14 protein-coding genes are annotated in these 16,114 nt (G+C 46.2%); 6 read left to right on the forward strand and 8 right to left on the reverse strand.

From position 1 onward, the window contains the following. The first annotated feature begins 3 nt into the window (after positions 1-3). Positions 4-1,131 carry an ATP-binding protein gene (locus tag JGK11_RS27510; RefSeq protein WP_293185783.1) on the forward strand — a complete coding sequence of 376 codons (1,128 nt, stop codon included), beginning with the start codon at positions 4-6 and terminating at the stop codon, positions 1,129-1,131. A 110-nt stretch (positions 1,132-1,241) separates the two neighbouring features. Here JGK11_RS27510 and JGK11_RS27515 read toward each other — a convergent pair whose 3' ends face one another. Further along, entirely contained in the window at positions 1,242-2,423 is a 1,182-nt protein-coding gene (locus tag JGK11_RS27515) for an FAD-binding oxidoreductase (RefSeq protein WP_366054068.1), read from the reverse strand. Between the two features lie 270 nt (positions 2,424-2,693). Between JGK11_RS27515 and JGK11_RS27520 the strand changes: the two genes are divergently transcribed. Both JGK11_RS27520 and JGK11_RS27525 read left to right on the forward strand, forming a co-directional pair. Next, a complete protein-coding gene (locus tag JGK11_RS27520; protein WP_293185782.1) occupies positions 2,694-2,972 on the forward strand; it encodes a hypothetical protein in 279 nt (92 codons plus the stop codon). Positions 2,973-3,020: 48 nt separating this feature from the next. Next, on the forward strand, positions 3,021-3,557 hold the full coding sequence (locus JGK11_RS27525) for a DUF2231 domain-containing protein (protein ID WP_293185781.1): 537 nt from the start codon (positions 3,021-3,023) through the stop codon (positions 3,555-3,557). Between the two features lie 461 nt (positions 3,558-4,018). Here JGK11_RS27525 and cutA read toward each other — a convergent pair whose 3' ends face one another. The 3 genes from cutA to JGK11_RS27540 all read right to left on the reverse strand — a co-directional run bounded on the left by cutA (position 4,019) and on the right by JGK11_RS27540 (position 8,355). Next, positions 4,019-4,339 carry a divalent-cation tolerance protein CutA gene (cutA, locus tag JGK11_RS27530; RefSeq protein WP_293185780.1) on the reverse strand — a complete coding sequence of 107 codons (321 nt, stop codon included), beginning with the start codon at positions 4,337-4,339 and terminating at the stop codon, positions 4,019-4,021. 223 nt (positions 4,340-4,562) lie between these two features. Continuing rightward, entirely contained in the window at positions 4,563-5,462 is a 900-nt protein-coding gene (locus JGK11_RS27535) for a pentapeptide repeat-containing protein (RefSeq protein ID WP_293185778.1), read from the reverse strand. A gap of 253 nt (positions 5,463-5,715) precedes the next feature. Then, a complete protein-coding gene (locus tag JGK11_RS27540) occupies positions 5,716-8,355 on the reverse strand; it encodes a VIT domain-containing protein (protein ID WP_293213703.1) in 2,640 nt (879 codons plus the stop codon). A gap of 280 nt (positions 8,356-8,635) precedes the next feature. Here JGK11_RS27540 and JGK11_RS27545 point away from each other — a divergent pair, with 280 nt between their 5' ends. The 3 genes from JGK11_RS27545 (at position 8,636) to JGK11_RS27555 (ending at position 12,424) form a co-directional block, all read left to right on the forward strand. After that, positions 8,636-9,625, forward strand: a complete 990-nt coding sequence (locus JGK11_RS27545; RefSeq protein ID WP_293213705.1) for an Rpn family recombination-promoting nuclease/putative transposase — start codon at positions 8,636-8,638, stop codon at positions 9,623-9,625. A 245-nt stretch (positions 9,626-9,870) separates the two neighbouring features. Next, positions 9,871-11,529, forward strand: coding sequence for a CTP synthase (locus JGK11_RS27550; protein WP_293213707.1), 1,659 nt, complete (start codon positions 9,871-9,873; stop codon positions 11,527-11,529). Between the two features lie 469 nt (positions 11,530-11,998). Continuing rightward, positions 11,999-12,424, forward strand: a complete 426-nt coding sequence (locus tag JGK11_RS27555) for a hypothetical protein (RefSeq protein WP_293185772.1) — start codon at positions 11,999-12,001, stop codon at positions 12,422-12,424. 121 nt (positions 12,425-12,545) lie between these two features. Here the strand turns inward: JGK11_RS27555 and JGK11_RS27560 are convergent, their stop codons facing one another. From JGK11_RS27560 to JGK11_RS27575, 4 genes are all read right to left on the reverse strand, one after another. After that, positions 12,546-13,505 (reverse strand): ROK family protein, encoded by a 960-nt coding sequence (locus JGK11_RS27560; RefSeq protein WP_293213709.1) that lies wholly within the window; start codon positions 13,503-13,505, stop codon positions 12,546-12,548. 146 nt (positions 13,506-13,651) lie between these two features. Beyond that, complete coding sequence (locus JGK11_RS27565) at positions 13,652-14,170, reverse strand: hypothetical protein (RefSeq protein WP_293213712.1); 519 nt, start codon at positions 14,168-14,170, stop codon at positions 13,652-13,654. Between the two features lie 311 nt (positions 14,171-14,481). Beyond that, positions 14,482-15,663, reverse strand: a complete 1,182-nt coding sequence (locus JGK11_RS27570; RefSeq protein WP_293185769.1) for an MltA domain-containing protein — start codon at positions 15,661-15,663, stop codon at positions 14,482-14,484. A 41-nt stretch (positions 15,664-15,704) separates the two neighbouring features. Continuing rightward, positions 15,705-15,959, reverse strand: coding sequence for a hypothetical protein (locus JGK11_RS27575; protein WP_293185768.1), 255 nt, complete (start codon positions 15,957-15,959; stop codon positions 15,705-15,707). Positions 15,960-16,114: the final 155 nt, after the last annotated feature.

Here is a 16,114-nt window from a genome sequence, read left to right on the forward strand (position 1 = left end):
ATCATGAATTTTCCAGAGCAAAAAATTAATAATATTAATATTTTAATTGTAGAAGACGAGCTATTGATCGCTAAGAACTTATCTCAAAGATTAGAAAAATTTGGATATAAAATCGCCGATGTTGTTTCTTCAGGAGCCGATGCCATCCATCGCGCAGGCGAACTCAAACCAGATTTAATTTTAATGGATATAGTAATCAAAGGCGAGATTGACGGCATAGCAACAGCAGCAATAATTCATCAACAATTAGATATCCCCATTATCTATACAACTGCTTATGCCGACGATGAAACTTTGCAGCGAGCAGAAAATACTGGTTCTTATGGCTACCTCCTCAAACCGTTTAAAGAAAGAGAAATGCACGCTACCATCAAGATAGCGCTGAGTAAACATCAAGAAGCCGTTGAAATGCAAAAACTCATGGCACTAGCAGCAGCGAAAAGCGAAAATAGAACGCGATTTGTTTCAATGGCATACCACGATTTAAACACTCCTTTGACTACCATACAGCTCTCGGCTGAAATGCTGGAAGATAGCGATTTGAAAATATCGCCAGGAACAACAAATAAAAATGTCAATCGCATTAAAAAAGCCGTCAGCAATATGAGTGAATTGCTGGACGATATTTTAATGCTCAGCAAAGCAGAAGCAGGCAAACTTTCCTTGAATTTAAATGAGCTAAATGTGACAGAGTTCTGCACATCTATTTTAGAAGAACTGCAACCGATCGTCACCGACAAACACCTTGTAACTTTCCTCGCCCAAACAGAGCCACTCCACGCCAATCTTGACACAAAACTGCTGCACCAATTGCTGACTAATTTGCTTTCAAACGCTATAAAATATTCTCCCAATGGCGGTTCTATTAGTTTAGAATTAAGCTGCGAAAACCAGCAAATAATATTTTGCGTTCGAGATGAGGGAATTGGGATGACAGCGGGATATGAAGAAAAACTCTTTCAGCAGTTTGAACGAGGTGCGAATGTAGGCAAGATTAAAGGTTCGGGTTTGGGACTCTGCATTGTCAAACACATAGTTGACCTGCATGGCGGTACAATAAGTGTGGAAAGTGCGATCGGTAAAGGTACTACATTTATTGTGGCGCTGCCTTTTTTAGTTATTGGTCATTAGTCATATTATGTCCGGTCAATTACCCACAATTAAATTGGTTTGTAGTGAGGACTTTAGTCCTCTGATTTTTATGAGGACTAAAGTCCTCACTACAAACAGGTTGATGGCGGTCATTTTTCAGCAAATCTATCCGGAGATAAAATCTCGATCGCCCAATCTTTTTCTTCCGCCGCCCTATTAGCAAATCGCTCAGCCAAAGCAGGTACGATCGCCAACGGATTGCTCAAACCAGAAAAAACGTGCAATCCAGGGCGATCGCGAATTTCCCCCACTACGGGAAACCTATCAGCGCTAAATGCCACAATACAATCGTGCCAAGTTGCCGGTAAATCTGCCGCATCTGGCAAAACCTTGCCGATACCTGCACGAATTGCGGTTTCGCTGGTTTTGCGATCGACTTTCGCGTTCAAATCGCTCAAAGTGCGAGACAATTGGCCGATCCGCAAACTCCCGTCATTAAATTGAATTGCACCCGAATCTAAAATCGGCGGTAACAACTCCTTACCCGGTTCGTCCCAAAGAAAATCTACCTCAATTTTACTCGATTGTGCTTCCAATTCAAAACGTTTTAATAGTGCGGGCATCACCAAAGTCCTGAGTTTCAAATCCACAGGTGCCGTCTCCAAAATCTCAGCACGACTAAAATAAACTCCCACAGAAATACCCGCCGTTTTTAGCAAACTACGACTCCAACCTCCAGCACAAATTACCGCATTTTTACAGGCATAACTTTCGCCTACCGTCTTGACACCCGAAATCCGATTTCCTTCTGCTATTAAACCAGTTACTTCCGCAATTTCTCTAATTCCTCCCAACCGCAAAAACCCTTGACAATAAGCTTGATTTGTGGCAGTCGGCGAAATGTGACCGTGACGGACAGTTAGAGCTCCGGCGATCGCACTTTTGTTCAACAAAGGTTCCAACTCCCCAGCTTCTGCAATGCTCACAAGCTGTGGAGGAATCGCAAAGTGTGCGTAATTAGCCGCGACTTTTTCTGGCTCAACTCCCGCATCAATTGTCAGCAACAAATCCAACTCGCGAAACTCCGTATTGCTATCTAATTCCGCCGATAAATTGCGGTGACGTTCGATACCTTCTGCACACAATTGCCGAGTTAAATCAGTCGTACCCGACCAATAAGCCAAGCCGCCGTAACTAAAACGAGTAGCATTTTGCATGGTAGCATCTCGTTCTAAAAGCAACACAGCAAAACCTTTTTTTGCGAGTTCGTAACTCAGCGCTGCACCAGTAATCCCGCCGCCGACAACAATCCAGTCGTAATTTTTCATCATGGGCAATTCACAGGGAAGGATTCACGAATTCTTCGATTTTATAGCAATTTCTTGATAAGTAGGGACAGGGCATTGCCGTGTCCGGTGCGGGGATGAGGACACCGCATTGCCGTTTCCCTAGTTGAAAAAATGATCTACCTACAGAAAGAGCTGAGGTGCGATCGCCCTAACAGAAACTTCCACCCCTTGGGAGATGCTCGCAACCGGAGATTTTTCGTTCAATAGTAGCAATTAGAAGCAGCAAAAAATTAGAAACACCAGAGAGGTTTTATGAGTATCGACAAACCGGGCAAAGATATGCGCCGCACTGTCAATCCGGGCGATCGCATTTCCGACGAACCGCAAAGCATCGAAGAAAAAGCTCAGCAATTAGCAGTTGACCACGTGCCAGACATCACGGGAGATACAGTTACAGTTCCCACTTATTTCATCGTAGATGAACCGGACGGGGAAAAGAAAGCTTTGCACCACGTCAAAGACGCTGAGGAAATTTCTGACGTAATTCGGCAGGCGCGTGTTGACGAAAATGGCGATCGCATTTGGGATTAAGTTCAATCCAATAAAAACTGGTTTGTACAAAATTTATCGGTAGAAATCATGGAAACAAATCAAAGAAATAGTACGCCCTTTCCGAATGTTCCACCGATTCTAGAAAGTGACGACAGAGAGTATCGCGATGCCGGCATTACCAGTACAGTTTCAGTTGCAGGCCATCCCCTTCACCCCGTAATCGTCACTTTTCCGGTAGCCTTTTTAGTCGGGGCCGCGGGCACGGATATCGGTTATTGGCTGACAAGCGATCCGTTTTGGGCGAGAGCTTCGGTTTGGCTAATTGGTGCAGGTTTTGCTGCGGGGATTTTGGCCGCAATCACGGGCTTTTTAGATTTTGCAAGAATTAAAAGAGTGCGCGATCGCAGTGCTGGCTGGTTGCACATGGGCGGCAATGTGGCGGCTATGGTACTTTCGCTGATTAACCTGGTGTTGCGACAAGGAAATCCGGCTGAGCCGATCGTCTTTACAGGTTTAGTTTTGTCGATCGTCGTTGCAAGTTTGCTGGGCGTTACAGGCTGGTTCGGCGGCGAACTAAGTTTTCGCCACAAAGTCGGCGTCATTGGCCCTAGCAGTCAAAATTAGTAGGTTTGCGATCGTTTGTAGTAAGGACTTCAGTCGGGAGCATTTCAGTTTTGCATTTGTAGTGCGAGCGTCCCCGCTCGCGTGCTTTGTATAGCACGCGAGCGGGGACGCTCGCACTGTAAAAAAAGGGGACGCTCGCACTGTAAAAAAAGGGGACGCTCGCACTGTAAAAAAAGGGGACGCTCGCACTGTAAAAAAAGGGGACGCTCGCACTGTAAAAAAAATGCTTTTTGCAAAAATGAGATGCTCCCCTTCAGTCCGTTTTTGTGCTGCGTGGATAATGCAGGACTAAAGTCCTCACTACGAACCTTTGTTTTTTCGTTTGTAGTGCGGACTTCAGTCCGTCTTGATGCGTGGATAATCAACGACTAAAGTCCTGACTACGAACCTTTATTTTTTCGTTTGTAGTGCGGACTTCAGTCCGTCTTGATGCGTGGATAAATTAGGAGTCTTCGTCCTCGCTACGAACCTAAAGATTGTGCAATCCAATCGAGATAAGCCTCACTGGCAGCAATAATGGGAATCGCAATAATTTCGGGAACTTCATAGGAATGGAGTTCCTGAACTTTTATTTTTAAAGCCTCAAATTTAGCCAAATCTGTTTTAATCACCAACTGCCACTCCGACTCGGAATGAATCTCGCCTTGCCAAGTATAAATAGAGCGAATCGGAGACAAACTTACACAAGCAGCCAGCCTGTGTTCAACTAGAGATTTAGCGATATTTTCCGCCTCCGCCTCCGATTCAGCAGTTACCAGCACCACCCCAAAATTAACACTCATAAGGATTTTAGATCAGATGTTAACAGATTTGATATTACAAATTACAAATTACCGATTACAAATTACAAATTACCATAAAAAAATGGTTTAAAGCCTCTCCCCGATCAGGATAAATTAAAAGATAAAAGAAGATAATTCATTACCCCAATCCTCTTCCTTAGAGGTAGAGGTCGCCTTCATCTGTCAACTGTCAACTGTCAACTGTCAACTGTCAACTGAACAATCACCCATTCTTAACTTCCGTAACTTCCCAAGAATTGACTTTGCACGCCCCAGCTAAGGAAAAGTAGCGCCTAGTAGATTCCGGCAAAATAGCTCCCGCCAACAAAGCATTATCTAAATTAGCTCCTATTAACGTCGCCTCGCTCAAATCGGCCGCCATCAAATCTGCTTGACACAGCTTTGCCCAATTCAAATTTGCCCCTTTCAAACAACTTCCCCTAAACTTAGCGCCGGTTAAGTTTGCTCCCGCCAACTTCACTCCCCGCAACTGAGCCGCGCTGAAATTCGCTCCCGCCAAATTCGAGCCTTCCAAATTAGCTCCCATCAATTTAGCTTCGCTGACGTTGACTCCGCTCAAATCTGCACCACAGAGATTCACGCCTGTCAACTGCGCTCGCCGCAGGCTGACTCCAGTTAATTGAGCACCAAAAAGTTTTGCACTGTTGAGCTTGGCACCGTAAAGGTTTGCCCATTTAAAATTAGCTCCGGTGAGGTTCGCGCCCAGCAAGTTAACTAATTGCAAGTCGGCGCTGCACAAATTGGCATTCCACAACACAGCACTCCGCAGGTTGGCGCCGGTTAAAGTTGCGCCGCTTAACTTTACCCTGGGCATTTTTGCTTTGACCAAAAAAGCTCCGCTCAAATTAGCTTTTGTCAAATCTGCGCCTGAGAGTTTGGTTTCGCCCATTTTGGCAAAACTCAGATTTGTTCTTTGCATCAGTGCGCCTTTGAGGGTTGCTTTGGTGAGAAACGCTCTGCTGAGGTTCGCTCCTGAAAGATTAGCGCGCGAAAGGTTGACTCCGATTAAGATTGCTCCGCTGAGGTTTGCCCCGCTCAGATCGGCTCCAGCAAAGTCTCTTTGTCCTTTTTCGTAATTGTTGAGCAGTTCGCTAACTTCCATAGGGCGTGATACCTTCTCTGATTGGGGGGGTTCGATCGAGAAATCTTTACTCTTAGGGTTGTTTCAGAAATTATACTGTTACAAAAATTAGACTGTTTCAGCGTTGGCATCAAACTGTATAACTTCTGTTAGCATCACTTTCTGTTCAAACGCGATCTCTTAATAAAGATTTTATATTGTTCTCATGGTGGCGATCGCCATTTCGGTACTTTTGACTTAAAAGTTAATGTTTCGTGACATAGATAGTCATTCCTTAACGATCGGCATTAATCCGCAATTTCAGCCTCAGCGTGCCCTTGAATCCTGCGGGAGGTTGCCAGGAATTCAAGGCTGCCTTGATACTCTCAAGGGCGTCTGTTGCTTGCAGCGTCGAGGTTTGAGTGTCGATGGCCACTTTCGCAACACGGCCGTCTTGTACGGATAAATCCCATACCGTCTCGCCACTAACCGCCGCTGGGAGATTAACAGATCGCAGGTATTGATTCAGAGATGCGATCGCCCCAGCATCCAATCCGGGAGCGCTGACTACTTGCAAGCGAGCAGCAATCTGCTGCTGGCGCGATCGTTGGCTGTCAGGAGCTTGTCGCGGGAGAGGAGCTGGGGCTGGCGGTGAAACACCGCGAGTCGAGCTGGCGCTGCGAGTGCCACCTCTAGTTTGCTCGCGCTCGTCGGCCTGGACAATACCTTCATAGCTGACACCCTGCGGCAATTCCACCGGCACTTGCACGCGGCGCCGAGCACCATCAGGTTCGACTCGCACTTCTTCGCTCACAGCCACAAAAGCCGTGTATTCCGACAGCAAGCGATAAGCCAAAGCTGTATTAGTCACAGCTTCCACCAAAGAAGGAGTCTCGCCACCAAACATTTGATTCATTAAATCTTTAATGCGCGATCGCCCCCAAAGTTGAGCTACCGCCGGATTGCCAAAATCTGTAACAATTGCTGCGGCTGAAGTTGACTCCCGTTGTCTCCCTCCAGATTGAGCAAAATTAACAGGTAAAATTTGCTCGTAAGCTTTGCCGCCCGCTTGAGTGCCGCGGATGCGGAGTTGGCCGTTAGTTCGATCGCTCTTTTTGCCAAACAACACCAGCGGCTGACTGGTAAATAAGTCTGGGGGCGCGATCGGATAAATCTCCGGTTTTTCGCCCATTCCTTCCCAACTAATTTCAATATTAGTCAATACCGGACTGTTAATTTGACGGAAAAACTTTTCAGCAGCTTCCGCCGAAGGTTCATCTTGACGAATTACTTGAGACGTGCCTCTACCAACTTGGGCTAAACGGTTGAGCAAAAACCGATTCACCGAACTGCCGACACCAAAACTGTAAAGTCGATTGCCCGGTTTTATACTCTGCTGCACCAGAGCCAAAACTTCTTTTTCATTGCCAATATAACCGTCAGTAATTAGTACAATACTCCGCAGCCTTTCCGTTGGTGCAGCCGGAAACTTCATCACGGCTTGAATGCCGTTGAGCAGTTCTGTGCCGCCGTTAGCTTGCAACCGATCGATATAATTAATTGCGCTTTGTCGATTTTGGGCAGTATTCGCTAAAGGAGTAGCGGATAGCGCTTGCGCCGTGTTGGCAAAATCAATAATCGTAAAAGTATCCTTGGGATTGAGTCCTTGAATGAAGCGGCGCATCAACTCCTTAGATTTTGCTAGCGGTTCGCCCTGTTGAGAAGCGGAAGTATCCATCAGAAACACGACATCTTTCGGTACAATTTCATTAGTTTTGTAGTTTAATGCCGGAATCAAATAAGTCGCAAAATGACCGCCCCGTTGGTCGGCTTGGCTCAAGACTGTGGCACGAGTATTTTCGCCTGATACTCGATAGCGGAGAATTAAATCTTTATTGGGAATTGTGTCATAATTCGCTAGTTGGACGCGCACAAGATTGCCGCTGCGTTCTGTTGTAATTTGATGGGAAGTAGAGCGGACATCGCCGATCGCAACTCCGGCATCGATTTCTACGGAAATAGCGATATCGCGACCAGATCGCGTACCCGGAGGCAAGAGAGGCGAGTTTATGCGATCGGCATCGGTATTAACCCCCCCCTGCCCCCCCCTTGCTAAGGAGGGGGATAGAGCATCGCCCCCCCTTGCTAAGGGGGGGGATAGAGTGTTGTTGCCATCTCTGGCCCCTGGAGACTCAGAACTATTGCCCACCCTTGCTAAGGGGGGGTTGGGGGGGGTCAGATTTCCCGAAATATAGCGCGGGCCTACCACTGTCGGAAACACAAATTCGTAATCGCCACCGGCAAATTTGAGACTCTCGGTGTAGCGAATCGTCACTTCAATCTTTTCTCCCGGTTTGATATTAGCGAGAGACTGAGTAAAAATATTATCGCGTTCTTGTTCCAACAAACCCGCAGTCCTACCTTGCTCTCTAGCTTTTTGGTATATTTCCAAAGCTTCATCGCGGCGTTTGATATTAGCTTTAATAATGCGATCGCCGATTTTAATTTCCATATCGTCCACCGCCGCTTCATCGGGGAGGGGAAATACATAAACAGCTTCTAAAGATTCGGGAAAAGGATTTTCAAATTTTTGAACAACTTCGACGCGGGAGATATTGCCGGCAATTTTAGCTGTAACTTCAGTGTGCTTGAGAGTAAAGACTTGTTCTGTAGACGTATTTTGAGTTTTGACGAACAAACCGCCGACACGACAGCGAGTTTCTGGCGATCGCGCGCCCTTACAACTAACATCGTTACTAGCGAGGATTTTCGGCGACAGAGACGAATGATTTTGCCCAGGAGTGTTTGCCCGCGCCGCATGGGGAGCGAGAATAGCTCCGCACTCGTTAGCGAAGCCCTCGAAGAGGATCGCTGCGATCAATGCGATACCACCAGAAAGCAACCGTTGACGGGATAGAACGCAGACAAACTTCATAGCAATTTTTTTATCAGACTTGAGGTGCTCTACCTACCATGACTTTACCATTGGCGAAACGTTCCTGGGTTAGCTGTTTGGGAAAAATGACTGAACGGGATTTGAGATTTTAGATTAAAGATTTTATAATTGACTCCACAGGGGCAGACTGGGACTGGCATCGGTATTGAGGTTGTTTCGGGCGATCGCAGGGCGAACCCAACCTAAAAGATTGTATAATAGTTAGATACTTAAATAACTGTAACCTCAACCTCTCAGTCTCTAGTAAAAATAAAATACCATGAGTTTCATTAATCCCAAAACTGACTTTGCCTTTAAGAAAATCTTCGGCTCTGCTGACAGCAAAGACATTTTGATTAGCTTCTTAAATGCCATTCTATACGAATCAAATCCCGTCATCGAAGACTTGGAAATCCTTGACCCTTATTTGGCTCCCAAAATCAAAGGAGTAAAGAATACTTATTTGGATGTCAAAGCTAAAATTGGTGGCAGCAAAACAGTGATAATTGAAATGCAGGTATTGAACGTAGAATCCTTTGAAAAGCGGATTCTGTATAATGCTACTAAAGCTTACTCAGTTCAATTAAAAAGTGGAGAAAACTATGATTTATTGAATCCAGTAATTGCCCTGACAATTACCGATTTCCAAATGTTTGAGCATCTCGAAACAGTAATTTCGCGGTTTTGTATCAAAGAGAAAAACAATCGAATCGATTATTTAGCCGAAGAGTTAGAATTTGTTTTTGTTGAATTACCAAAATTTAACAAAACATTAGAAGAATTAGAGACACTGACTGACAAGTGGATATATTTCATGAAAACGGCTCGGACGTTAAGGTCTGTCCCGGAAGAGTTGGGGAATGTACCGGAACTCCGCAAAGCTTTTGGAATTGCCAATGAAGCAAATCTCGATCCTGATGAATTGGAAGATTTAGAAAGGCGAGAAATTTTCATTCAAGACCAGCGCGGTGCAATTACCAAAGCGACCAGAATCGGCATCGAACAAGGCATCAGACAAGGTATCGAACAAGGTATCGAACAAGGTATCGAACAAGGTATCGAACAAGGTATCGAACAAGGAAAGCAGCAGTTACAGCAGTTAGTTGTGTCGCTGTTGGAGCGCCGTGTCTGCCCGCTGTCGCCGGAGATCCAAACTCGCATCAGTCAGTTATCCGCTGAACAATTAGAGAATTTAGGAGAAGCAGTTTTAGATTTGACCAGTGTGTCAGATTTGATGGCTAAGTTGCAGACATATTCTCGATCGAGATAAAAGAAGCCTTGGTTTCTAGTTCGATCGCCCTTGGTCTCTAACAGCGAACTCAGGAACAATCAACAGTTGGAAAATGGGCGATCGCACTCCAAACCCATGCCAACCGCCCGATTCAGCTAATGGGCGACTCGTCGTATCCGCACCCGTAGTTGAGAAAGGCTCAAACCCTGCTGGACAATTTTGGATTTTAGCTCTTAGATTTGAGTGTTACCTTCTTAACTAGAAAGATCTAAAGTCGAAAATCTATGACCAAATTTGTGTTTGTGACCGGCGGCGTGGTTTCCAGTATCGGCAAGGGAATTGTCGCTTCTTCCCTCGGTCGCCTATTGAAGTCCAGGGACTACTCAGTCTCGATTTTGAAGCTAGACCCCTATATTAACGTTGACCCTGGTACTCTCAGCCCGTTTCAGCACGGAGAAGTATTCGTCACCGAAGACGGTGCGGAAACTGACCTGGATTTGGGGCACTACGAGCGTTTTACCGATACTTCCATGTCTCGCCTGAACAGTGTCACCACGGGTGCCATTTATCAAGCGGTGATCAATAAAGAACGCCGCGGCGAGTATCAAGGGAGCACGGTGCAGGTGATTCCCCACATCACTAACGAGATTAAAGAGCGTATTTTTCGGGTAGCAAAAAATACTAATCCTGACGTGGTGATTACGGAAATCGGCGGCACCGTGGGAGATATTGAATCTTTACCGTTTTTGGAAGCAATTCGCCAGTTTCGCAAGGCTGTCGGACGGCAAAATGTTGTGTATATGCACGTGACGCTGATACCTTGGATTCCGTCGGCTGGAGAGATGAAGACTAAACCGACTCAGCACTCGGTTAAGGAGTTGCGGTCTATAGGCATTCAACCAGATATTTTAGTCTGTAGGTGCGATCGACCTTTACCTCTGGGCCTCAAACAAAAATTGTCGGAATTCTGCAACGTACCCGAAGAATGCGTCATCACAGCTCAAGATGCCAAAAGTATCTACGAAGTACCGCTGATGATGGAACAGGAAGGTTTGGCGGAACAAACCATCAATTTGCTGCAACTCGAACAGCGGCCACCCGATTTGACTCAGTGGCAAACCTTAGTCAAACGGCTGTATAGCCCCAGCCACAAGATTGAGATTGCTTTGGTTGGCAAATACGTGCGGTTGAACGATGCTTATCTTTCGGTGGTGGAAGCTTTGCGGCACGCGGCAATCTCGATCGGCTGCGACCTAAATTTGCACTGGATCAACTCAGAAGATTTAGAATCGGGAAACATCGAAAACTATCTCCAAAATATCAACGGCATTGTTGTGCCCGGAGGTTTTGGGATTCGGGGAGTTGACGGCAAAATAGCTGCGATTCAATATGCCAAACACCATAAAATACCATTTTTGGGATTGTGTTTGGGGATGCAGTGTGCTGTGATCGAATGGGCGCGCAACACCGCCCAACTACAGGATGCCAACAGCGCTGAATTCAACCCGGATACAGCAAATGCAGTAATTAATTTATTGCCAGAACAGCAAGATGTAATCGATTTGGGCGGTACGATGCGACTGGGTTTGTATCCGTGCCGTGTAAACCCGGACACCCTCGCTTTCAAACTGTATCAAAAAGAAGTGATTTACGAGCGGCATCGCCACCGATACGAGTTCAACAATGCCTACCGCAATCTTTTCTTAGAATCAGGCTATGTAGTATCCGGCACATCTCCCGACGGCCGACTCGTAGAAATGATCGAATTGCCCAACCATCCCTTTTTCATCGCCAGTCAATTTCACCCCGAATTCCAATCTAGGCCTAGCGCCCCGCACCCTTTGTTTCAGGGGTTTATCCAAGCAGCGAGCTCTCAGGGAAAGCAGGATGTTTTAGAAGCTGAGGCCCGCGACTTAGTAGCAGGGAAACTTGCAGGAGCCTGATCTCATCTTATCTGCGATCGATTAGTTTTGATATATTGGATGTCTGTAGGGCGGGTGAATACACGCAATATTCAAATCGGGCAGACAATTTCTGTACAAAACCCGCCCAACCCAAAAATCGGATTTGATTCGGGTTGCACTTACCAGACATGATATCGGGGAGCATTCTCAACGACGGAAAAACCTCACCTCCCGGCCCTTACAGGGGTTGGGGGGCTAGTACCCGAACGCAGAAGGGAGAAGGCAGAAGGTAAAAATTGCTGATATTTTTACTTAACTTTTTACCTAAGATTTCCAGGTGATACCAGTTTCACAAAAGAATGCAACTGTAGGTAAGATCCAAACCCCGATAGTCATCTGTCATTCCCAATTCTAAAATCTAAAATCTAAAATCTAAAATCTAAAATTGTATGAGTTGTCAAACTATCCTAAAATACCAGGAAACGCAGGTTTGAGGAGGTTTTGTGTTGTGGCTTACTGGAGCAAAATTACTTATGAGAAAAATACATACATAATTGACCTTGACACTATTAGTGCTTTTTCTAGCGAACCGGATAACAAGCGTATTACATTTTGGCTGCCGAATAGCAGTCTGCCGATTATTCTCAATCCCCAAGGGAATTATGAGGCTTACAAGCAAATTCTCGAATACATCAAAAAAACGGTCGATCGCAATTCTAAAGGTTCCTGGATTAAAATTAATTACGAGCGCAAAGAATTTGCGATCGATCTGAGTCGAATTAGCTCTTTTGCTAGCGAACAGAACGGTCGCTTAATCAGCTTTTACCTGCCTGACAGCGCTACTAATATTATTATCATGCGCGAAGGCAACTCGGACACTTATCTAAAAATTCAGGAATATATTAAAAATATAACTGGGCACTCTCTGCCATGAAGAAGTTATTAGTCGTTAGTCATTGGTCATCAGTCATTAGTCATTAGTCATTGGTCAACTGTCAGCTAAGAGGGCAGGCACGGGGGCACTGCCCCTACAACTAACTGTCAACTGTCAACTGTCAACTGTCAACTGTCATAAGAGCGATTTGCCAAGCTAATTTTGCTGCGCCTACCATACCTGCTTGATTGCCCAATTCAGCAACCAATAACTGCAAACCTTCCCGAGAACTCGGCAGCACGCGCCGCTCAATTTCCGTTTGAACTGCTGGCAAGAAAAACTCGGCACCTGCACTAATTCCGCCACCGATAATAATAGCTTCTGGTGTTAAAATATAAATTAGACTTGCTAAGCCGATACCGAGATAGCGACCATAATTTCTCCAAAATTCTAAAGCTTTAGCATCTCCAGACTTAGCTAAATTGGCTAATTCTAGCGGTTCCAAGCCAGTATCGCGACGAATTGCTAGCACGGAAATGTACTGTTCTAAAGAACCGTGATTGCCACTATTACACTCTGGGCCGTCGGGATTAATCGAAATTAATCCTAATTCTCCGGCTGCACCTAGATGGCCTGAAAATAGTTTGCCATCTAGGATAACTGCACCGCCGACTCCTGTTCCTAATGTCAGTAAAATCAGGTTTTTAAAGTGCTTTCCTGCCCCTAACCAAGCTTCTCCCAATCCGGCACAATTGGCATCATTTGCTAATATTGTCGGCAATCCGGTTTTGGCTTCCAACCAGTCAGCTAGGGGGACGTTGTGCCAGTTTTTGAGGTTGATTGCGACTCGGGCTATTCTGCCGGCTGCGTCTGCTGGGCCTGGTGTGCCAATGCCGATCGCACATATTCGATCCCCCCCCAGCCCCCCCTTCTTAAGGGGGGGAGTTTGAAGTTCAACCCCCTTCTTAAGGGGGGGAGTTTGAAGTTGTAAAATAGCATCGGTGATGGCGGCTAAAACGGCTTCTGGAGTAGCGGGTTGAGGCGTTGGGACAGTTAAGGATTGGTGACAAATCCCGTCTGCGCTAAATCTGCCGAGTTTAATTGCGGTGCCGCCTAAGTCAATGCCGATTACTTGTGTCATTACGAATTAAGTTTGTAGTGAGGACTGAAGTCCTCTTTCGTCTTATTTGAGTGTGTGAAAATTAGCGACGGATGCGGCGCTTAATTGCTAAGAATATCATGCCGATCGCTCTGAGTCTATTAAATTCTTAGCCTGCTATATAAATCCTACGCACCCTCCGCATCCCTGCGATTCCCATCCCCAGAAACACCCAAACCATCCCCAACAAACACCGCCTCAATCACATTCCCATACCCACCAGCATCATCCTCAACCACCGGCAGCGGAAATCGCGTCAAAATCTCCCGCCCAGTATCCCCCGCCACCTCCGACAATTCCCCGCTGCGAATTCTACCCAACAATTCCAGCCTGCGCCCCAATTCCTGAAGCGAAGCCACCGCATCTGTAGGGGCTGTGTCATCATATTCGCCCTCAAACAATCCAGTCCCAAACCGTCGCAACCAAGCCGCCAATTCACTATCTCTCAGGCGTTTGGCGATTAAGAAACCCGCTACATCCCCTCGACTCCAGCCGACATTCACCCCTTCCAGGATTTCCATGAATTTCGACTCGTATTCCGCGTCAGTTAGGGTGGGGCGGGGTGGCGGCGGCGCAGGTGGTGGAGGTGTTTTCCCCAATAAGCGCTGGATTAGTTGTTTGAGGAATTGCCAAATTTTGTTTAGCATTTTTCGGGTTGGGATGGGTGGGGTTGTTTCTATTTTAGTCTGGTTTGCTGGGTACTCATGAAAATCAAAGAAACCGGGTTTTTTCCTGATCTATCGATGATGGCGAATATTTTTCGTAAAAACCCGGTTTCTGGCCACTCGTGAAAATCAAAGAAACCGAGTTTTTTCCTAATCTATCGATGATGGCGAATATTTTTCGTAAAAACCCGGTTTCTGGCCACTCGTGAAAATCAAAGAAACCGGGTTTTTTCCTAATCTATCGATGATGGCGAATATTTTTCGTAAAAACCCGGTTTCTGGCCACTCGCTTTCTACTTTAATAGCGGATAATACAGTTCTCCAGTCGAGTTGATATAACCCGCCCGATCGCCCGCCAGGTTCCCCGTGCCCATAAATACGTCAACTCTCCCCGCGCCTTTAATTGCACCGCCCGTATCTTGATCCAAAACAAACCGATTAACGGCATTTTGTTCGAGTTTCCCCGCCGCATTGGGATAGGGCAGTTTCGTGCTAATTAATGCTAGGGCGCCGGGAGGCATTAACACTTTATCAGTGGCGATCGACCTTTCGGCAGTTACGGGCACTCCAATGCTGCCGGTAGCAGGTGCACCTTTAGTATCCTGAAAGAAGACAAAGCTTTGATTCTTCGGCAAATACTTGTCCATATCTGCCGGAAACTTGCTAAAATATTCGTTGAGTTTCGGCAATGTTAGCTGTTCTAAAGTAAACTTGCCGTCCTTAACTAATTCTCGCCCGACACCTGTATAACTCTGACTGGTTTTCCCCGCGAAACCCACTGTCATCACGCCGCCGTCTGCTAACTGCAACTTCGCCGAACCTTGGACGTGGACGAGAAATGCTTGGAAGCGATCGCGCAACCAGACTAATTCCAATCCCCGCAACAATCCTTTGCTTCCCTGCAAAGCATCCGCACCTTCCAATTCCAATCTAGTTGGGTGAGGTTTGCGCCAAGAACCGAGGTTTGGCGGTGCCTTGTACAGGGGATAACGGTATTCGGAATTAGGGGTGCGAGAGGCTTGGTAAGTCGGCTCGAAATAACCTGTAAATGCTACTGTTCCTTTGTTGTCTTTGCCGATCGACTTATAAAACACAAACTCCCGCTTGACAGATTCCTGGAGTTGTGTTGGAGTTGTAGAACTGACAACTAATTGGCGGAATCGATCGAGCGATCGCCGAACTCGATCGCGCGTAATACCTGAGACTCGATAGCGACTGTAAGCACTAGCAGCAGCTTGGGAGTTAAGATAACCGAGGCTGTAGTCGATCGACTTTAACAGCAATTGTTTATCCCCCGGCTTGCCATTTTCGCCCCAGATTTGAGCGTCAAAGGCGATCGACTCCAACTCACTCGGTTGTAATTGACTTACACTAATTTGTTGCAGCGCCGGAATTGCGATCGCGGGAACAGAAAATGCGATCGCTAAAACACAACAGGCGATCGCCAATAGCTGATAACGAAAAATCTTGCTCAACTTCTAAATTTCCCTAATCAATTGATAACTTTCCTAGTCGATTATTCATCGTATCGTTCGAGACTAGAACTAAACAGCGGTTCTACGCGAATTGCGAGAATACTGGAAGGGCGAACTACCATGTATTCGCCTTGAATATTTTTGATCGGAACATTGACAAATTCTGACGAATCTTGTTTGGGAACCAGGGTTTTATACCACTGTTGAAAATCCGGCAGAGTTGCAAAACGGATTTCTTCGCGGTGGCCGCCATCAAGCAGCAGGTGCACGGAATATTCGCTGGGTGTTCTAGGCATATGTGTATTGTAGATTTTTGATTTTAAGCTTTTGGAACGATTTCACATTTTACCTGATAGCTGGTAAAAGTATAGTCATCTATTACATGACATGGGAGGCTTCCAGTCCCTCCCCTTTCGCTTTCACTTCGAGCGGATTGACCCGCCTTGGCTGA

Origin of the sequence: Microcoleus sp. PH2017_34_RAT_O_A (genome assembly GCF_020737885.1) — a bacterium.
Lineage (GTDB): Bacteria > Cyanobacteriota > Cyanobacteriia > Cyanobacteriales > Microcoleaceae > Microcoleus.